At 40.5% G+C, this 6,075-nt stretch carries 4 protein-coding genes and 3 pseudogenes; 6 read left to right on the forward strand and 1 reads right to left on the reverse strand.

What is annotated here, in order from left to right:
- Window positions 1–67: 67 nt before the first annotated feature.
- The gene (locus FFM57_RS09660; protein WP_137600314.1) at window positions 68–808 is read right to left on the reverse strand and encodes an ABC transporter ATP-binding protein; all 741 of its coding nucleotides are present in this window, start codon (window positions 806–808) and stop codon (window positions 68–70) included.
- Window positions 809–1,062: 254 nt separating this feature from the next.
- Here FFM57_RS09660 and FFM57_RS09665 point away from each other — a divergent pair, with 254 nt between their 5' ends.
- From FFM57_RS09665 to FFM57_RS09690, 6 genes and pseudogenes are all read left to right on the forward strand, one after another.
- Window positions 1,063–1,557 carry a hypothetical protein gene (locus FFM57_RS09665; RefSeq protein WP_137600315.1) on the forward strand — a complete coding sequence of 165 codons (495 nt, stop codon included), beginning with the start codon at window positions 1,063–1,065 and terminating at the stop codon, window positions 1,555–1,557.
- Between the two features lie 91 nt (window positions 1,558–1,648).
- Window positions 1,649–1,918 (forward strand): annotated as a pseudogene (locus FFM57_RS09670) (helix-turn-helix domain-containing protein); the annotation flags it as partial.
- Window positions 1,915–2,819 (forward strand): annotated as a pseudogene (locus FFM57_RS09675) (IS110 family RNA-guided transposase); the annotation flags it as partial. The pseudogenes FFM57_RS09670 and FFM57_RS09675, both read left to right, overlap by 4 nt.
- A 219-nt stretch (window positions 2,820–3,038) precedes the next feature.
- Window positions 3,039–4,103 (forward strand): ABC transporter permease, encoded by a 1,065-nt coding sequence (locus FFM57_RS09680; protein ID WP_137600316.1) that lies wholly within the window; start codon window positions 3,039–3,041, stop codon window positions 4,101–4,103.
- Window positions 4,104–4,114: 11 nt separating this feature from the next.
- Window positions 4,115–4,831 carry an ABC transporter ATP-binding protein gene (locus FFM57_RS09685; RefSeq protein WP_137600317.1) on the forward strand — a complete coding sequence of 239 codons (717 nt, stop codon included), beginning with the start codon at window positions 4,115–4,117 and terminating at the stop codon, window positions 4,829–4,831.
- A pseudogene (locus tag FFM57_RS09690) lies at window positions 4,828–5,999 on the forward strand (phytoene desaturase family protein); the annotation flags it as partial. The gene FFM57_RS09685 and the pseudogene FFM57_RS09690, both read left to right, overlap by 4 nt.
- Window positions 6,000–6,075: the final 76 nt, after the last annotated feature.

Raw genomic sequence — 6,075 nt, forward strand, 5'->3', positions numbered from 1 at the left:
GGTTTAGACGCTTTAATCATACGGATAAGGTCTTCCTTTTTCAATACGCTAATTTACACAAACTATTTTACGCTCTCGAATTTTGACATTGGGCAATAAAAGCTTGATAATCTGCCGCCGTTTTAAACTCCAACTTAAACGTTTTTGTTTCCTGATGACGTAAATCATCGGCTACAAAATTGGAAACAATCCGGCCGTCTTTAATGATGGCGATGCGGTCACAAGTAGCATCAATTTCCGAAAAGATATGACTGGAAAGTAAAATGGTCTTTCCACGTTGTTTCTCTTCCTTAACAAAGTTAATAAAGACTTCTTGCATCATGGGGTCTAACCCGGAAGTCCGCTCATCCAATACCAAAACTTGGGGATCATGCATAAAAGCAGTCACTACAGCTAATTTCCGTTTCATCCCTAAGGACATTTGCTTAATGCCGCCAGTGGCATCTAACTGAAATTTTTCGCTTAAATACTCGGTATGTTCTAAATTCTTAAGTCCGCGTAGTTCGGCCATCATTTTGATAAATTGCGTACCGGTTAAAGACTCAGGCAAGGCAATTTCTCCTGGCAAATAACCAATTTCTTTTTGATTTTCATAATATTTTTGCCAGCTATCGCGGCCGTTGACAAAGGTCTGACCCTTTTGCGGCTTAGAAAAGCCCATAATGTGCCGAATCGTGGTGGTCTTTCCTGCACCATTAGGCCCTAAAAAGCCAAATACTTCTCCTTTTTCTACGGCAAAGCTAACCTCAAAAATGCCACGCCCGTGACCGTAGTCTTTAGTAACATTGGCGACTTCAAGTACAGACATCTTTTCCCTACTTTCCTATTTACTAATCCAACAATGTGTTGTATCATCTACTGCGAAATGAATTATGGCATAGGACAAATCTTTCAACAACCATCAATTTTAGCGAAACTGTCGGATTTAAAAAGGAGTGAATCAGCAGTATGAATAAGCGCCCGCAAGTTACTGAGAAAACCCAAAAAACTTTTATTGATGCTTTTTGTACCCTTTACCAACAAATGCCTATCTAAAAAATTACCGTACAAGCATTAGTCCGTATGACCGGCTATAACCGCAGTACCTTTTATCAATATTTTAAAGATATCTATGATTTGCGCGATTACTTAGAAGACGATGTCCTGTCCTTTATCATTGCTGAACGAGAGGCTGCGCTGCCACTTTTTGAAGAGACTGACTGGTTACAGCATGTCACTGAGATTGATGTGAATTGGTTACAACATATCGCCCACATTTTTGAAGAAAAGCAGGACTATCTAGCAGTTTTACTAGGAGACTTCGGCAGTAATCGTTTTACGGATCGTCTCAAAGGAGAATTACCTTCGCCGCTTCCTAATAAAACACCTCTTGATCAAGAGTCAGCTAAAATTTATTTTGTGCGCGAAGCCCTCTTTTCAGCAGCAGTAGCCACTTTTCGTAGTTGGGCAAAAAATCCAAACTATTTAACTGCCGATGAGCTAGCCACCTTGATTTACGACCTGTTCATCCATGGCTTAAATTCTGAAACTGGCAAAAATATTTTAGCTTACTTATAATAGCCTGAAATAAAAAATGGCTGACATCCGCACTTTGAAGCGACCCCCAAAAGTTAGACCAAAAATCTAACTTTTGGAGGTCGCTATTTTTATGGCTAAATATGATTTAGAATTTAAGATGAAAATTATTCAAGAATATCTTGAGAGTAAAGGTGGATTGGGTTATCTTGCCAACAAATATAACATCAAAAGCTCAAGTCAGATTAAAACATGGATTAATTCTTTTCGAGAGTTTGGCGAAGAAGGACTTTATCGAAAGCAAAAAAATCAACATTATTCTGTTCAATTCAAGATGGATGCGATAGAGTTATATCAAACAACTGAGATGTCCTATCGTGAAGTGGCCAATCATTTAGAGCTGATTACTTTCGAGTGCGTCCGCTACGCGACATCCATTGTGAAAGAAGAACAATATCGGGCGTTACAGCACTTAACTCGTACCAGACTTCAGATTGTTGAACAATTGGTTGAAGCCAAGCAACACTTCATCGAGAACATTTATTATAAATGCAATCGTCTACCGATTGAGTTAAAAGCTGGCGGAAGTACCACTTCTGTTCTTAGCGCCACTCTTGTCTCGTTAATGACGGAAGACTATTCCCTTGATCAATTGGCGCAAATGCCCTTAGAAGATTTCGCAGCCTTGATCCAAAAGATGGGGCGAGGCTGTTTTAAAAATCCTGAAAACACTGCTAAAGCAATTACCAAAGCAATCCGTGGAAGTTACCGCTTAGGTAAAGTCCAACAAGATTCTGTCGATATCGTTCTAAGCGTTATTGCACGCGAAATACGCAGATTAGAGCAGTTGATAAAAGAGCTTGATCAAGCGGATTCAATAACTCGTTGTGACCCTTCCTGAGTATCAATGTCTCACAAGTATTCCTGGTGTTGGTCCTGTCTATGCCGGTGGAATCTTAGCTGAGATTGGACAAATTGAACGATTTGAAAATGAAGCGAAAATCGCCAAATATGCTGGTCTCCATTGGCCTAAGAACCAATCAGGTGATAAGAACTCTGAGAACACCTCTCTAGCGAAACGAGGCAATCGTTATCTTCGATATTACTTAGTTGAAGCCACCAACTTAGTCCGATCACGAGATGCCGAGTATAAGGAGTTTTACCACAAGAAGTATAAAGAAACAGCCAAACATCAACACAAACGTGCCGTCGTCTTAACCGCAAGAAAATTTGTGCGTCTGGTGGATATTCTGTTACGTAACCACCAACTCTATATGCCACAAAGGAGGCAGATAGAGAAATAACAAAATGTTATTGACGCGATCCTTTGAACACGGCTATTGAAAACGGTTTATTTCACTGGGCTTATTTAAGTGCACCTTCTTTTAGGTCTTTGCGGTAAAATCATTTAGAATTTTCTCTTGACTTATTACCACTAGACTTTCTAAGCAAGTTTGTTTGCTAAAAAAAAAAAAAATGATATTTTAATTTTATCAAGTGATAAAATAGTAGGAGGAATCGTTATGTTTTTAGCAATCAATGAAATACGTCATTCCAAATTACGTTATGCCCTAGTAACAGGGATCATGTTTTTAATTGCCTATTTGGTCTTTTTTTTAACGGGGTTAGCTTATGGGTTGGCTCAAGATAATCGGATGGCGGTCGACAAATGGGAGGCAGATCAAATTTTGTTGACTGAAGAAGCAAATGATAATTTAAACATGTCGATGCTTCCTCGCAGTCTTTATGATGAAGTTGATGCACCAGAAAAAGCAGTTTTGGCACAAACCGCTGGGGTAGTGACCAAAGAAGACAACGGTGAAAAAGTCGATGTCACCTTTTTCGGCATTGAACCAGATCAATTTTTAGCACCAAATATTACCGATGGCGAGATGTTTGATTCAGATGATGAAGCGGTCGCCGATAGCAGTATTGAGGAAGAATATGGTATTTCCATTGGTGACACCATCAAATTAGCTGGCAGTGAAAAAAAATTGAAAATCGTCGGTTTTACAGATAACGCCCGTTTCAGTGTCGCTTCGGTCCTTTACACGTCGATTGGTGCGTATCAAGAAATTCGTTTTGAAAAAGAAGATAACTCAGAAAATGCCCGTATCAACGCTATCGTGATTCGTGGCAAAATCAAAGAAGTGCCAGATGATCTGATCGCTACGGATATCAGCAAATTTATTAATGAATTGCCTGGTTACAACGCACAAGTGCTGACCTTTGGCTTTATGATTGGGTTCTTGATTGTGATCGCTGCCATCGTTATCGGAATTTTCATCTATGTGCTAACGATGCAAAAATCAGAAATTTTTGGTGTCATGAAAGCTCAAGGAATCTCTAGCCGCTACATTGCTTTTTCAGTGATTGCTCAAACGTTCTTATTGGCAACCTCGGGTGTTTTGATCGGTGGGTTGGCAACGATTGGTACCGCCCTCGTGTTACCTGCGGCAGTGCCATTCCAAATCAGTCTATTATTCTTTGCTAGTATCAGTGTCATGATGATTCTGATCGCGATGCTAGGTGCTTTCTTCTCGGTGCGAACGATTGTAAAAATCGACCCATTGAAAGCAATCGGATAGGAGGAAAAAACATGAGTGCCATTGAATTCAAACAAGTCAAAAAATCATTTAAAGATGGGGACGCGACGATTGAAGCCTTGAAAGAAACCAACTTTTCGGTAGAAAAAGGCGAATTTGTCGCCATCATCGGTCCTTCCGGCTCTGGGAAAAGTACCTTTCTGACGATTGCCGGTGGTCTACAAGCTCCCTCTGAAGGCGAAGTATTTATCAATGACGAACCCTTTAGTAAACAAAAAGAAAAGCAACGGGCAAAAACTCGTTTCAAAAAGATTGGCTTTATTTTACAAGCTTCCAACCTTGTCCCTTTTTTGACGGTCAAAAAGCAACTTCAATTGGTTGATAAGGTCAGCAAAGAACCCCAAGAGCAATCAGAAACTGATTTGTTTGAACAACTAGGGATCGAAAAGCTGCAGAACAAATACCCCGATGAACTTTCTGGTGGTGAAAGACAGCGAGTGGCTATTGCCCGAGCGCTCTATCATGATCCCACCATCATATTGGCAGATGAACCAACGGCGAGTCTTGATTCAAAAAAAGCCGTCGAAGTCGTCAAAATCTTAGCGAAAGAAACCAAAGAAAAACAAAAAGCCACCATTATGGTGACCCATGATACCCGTTTAACAGATTATTGTGATCGGGTCCTCGTCATGAAGGATGGCGTTTTAGAAGAAAAAGAACACACGAAAAAAGAAGCCAAATCAGATGATTCGCAGAAGGAGCAAGCATGAGAAAAATTATTATTGTTGGTGCGGGCGTGTCAGGATTAGCTGCTGCTGTCCGTTTGCAAAAACTTGGCTATGACGTCACCCTCTACGAAAAAGAAGGGCAACCTGGGGGCAAAATGAATCAGATCAAGGAAAACGGCTTTACCTTTGATGTGGGACCCACCATCGTGATGATGCCTGAAATTTATCGTGAAGTGTTTGAATTTGCTGGCGTTGATCCAAATGACTATATTCCTATGGAGAAAGTCGATCCGATGCTGCAGCTGTATTTTGCTCAAGACGAACCGCTGACCTTCTCAAACGACTTAGTAGAATTGACCAAAACGCTCGAAGCTATCTCGGAAGAAGATGCTCAAGGCTATTTTGCCTTTTTAGCAGATATCTACAAACGCTATGTGATCGCCAAAGAGTCCTTTATCACCAAGTCGTTTCGGACATGGCGAGACTTTTACAATCCCAAATCATTATGGGCAGGGTTAAAGCTGCGGACGTTTAGTGACGCCTACTCTTCTATTTCTAAATTTGTCAAAGATGATCGCCTGCGAAAATCATTGGCGTTTCAAACCTTATATATCGGTGTCTCCCCTTATCAAGGGCCGTCCCTTTATACCATCAGTTGATGTATGGGGTCTATTTCATCAAAGGTGGCATGTATACGTTAGCCACTGGTATGGCACGTTTGTTCCAAGAATTAGGCGGAACGATCCATTACAATACCCCAATCGATGAATTATTGATCGAAAACAAGCAAACCAAAGGCGTTCGTGTCAATGGAGAAACGATTACCGCAGATGCCGTGATTTGTGCGGCTGATTTTCCTTATGCCATGGAAAGCTTGATTCCTGAGGAATCAAAACGCGGCAAATATACCAATCAAAAAATCGCTTCGATGGATTACTCTTGTTCTTGTTTCTTGCTTTATTTAGGACTGGACAAAAAATATGAAGATAGCGCACTCCATAGCATTTATTTTGCCAATGATTTTAAACGCAATGTAGATGATCTCTTCGAGGCTGGCAAAATGCCAGAAGATCCTTCCTTCTACTTGTATCGTCCAACCCTGAAAGACTCTTCCTTAGCACCTGATGGTCAAGAAGGTCTTTATGTTTTAGTCCCAGTGCCTGAATTATCTAAATTTGATCAATGGACGGATGAAACGATCCAAAACTATAATTTAGTAGACACATTTTCGTAGAGTTATTAAACTGCTTTATGAAAGGGTTGTGTAAAATGGCAAATACTTATAG

The sequence above is a fragment of the Enterococcus nangangensis genome, from assembly GCF_005405245.1.
GTDB classification, from domain to species: domain Bacteria; phylum Bacillota; class Bacilli; order Lactobacillales; family Enterococcaceae; genus Enterococcus_J; species Enterococcus_J nangangensis.

Excerpts from the sequence above, each read along its gene's own strand:
- FFM57_RS09660 (WP_137600314.1), bottom strand. The coding sequence starts at position 808 with ATGTCTGTACTTGAAGTCGCCAATGTTACTAAAGACTACGGTCACGGG.
- FFM57_RS09665 (WP_137600315.1), top strand. The coding sequence starts at position 1,063 with ATGACCGGCTATAACCGCAGTACCTTTTATCAATATTTTAAAGATATC.
- FFM57_RS09680 (WP_137600316.1), top strand. The coding sequence starts at position 3,039 with ATGTTTTTAGCAATCAATGAAATACGTCATTCCAAATTACGTTATGCC.
- FFM57_RS09685 (WP_137600317.1), top strand. The coding sequence starts at position 4,115 with ATGAGTGCCATTGAATTCAAACAAGTCAAAAAATCATTTAAAGATGGG.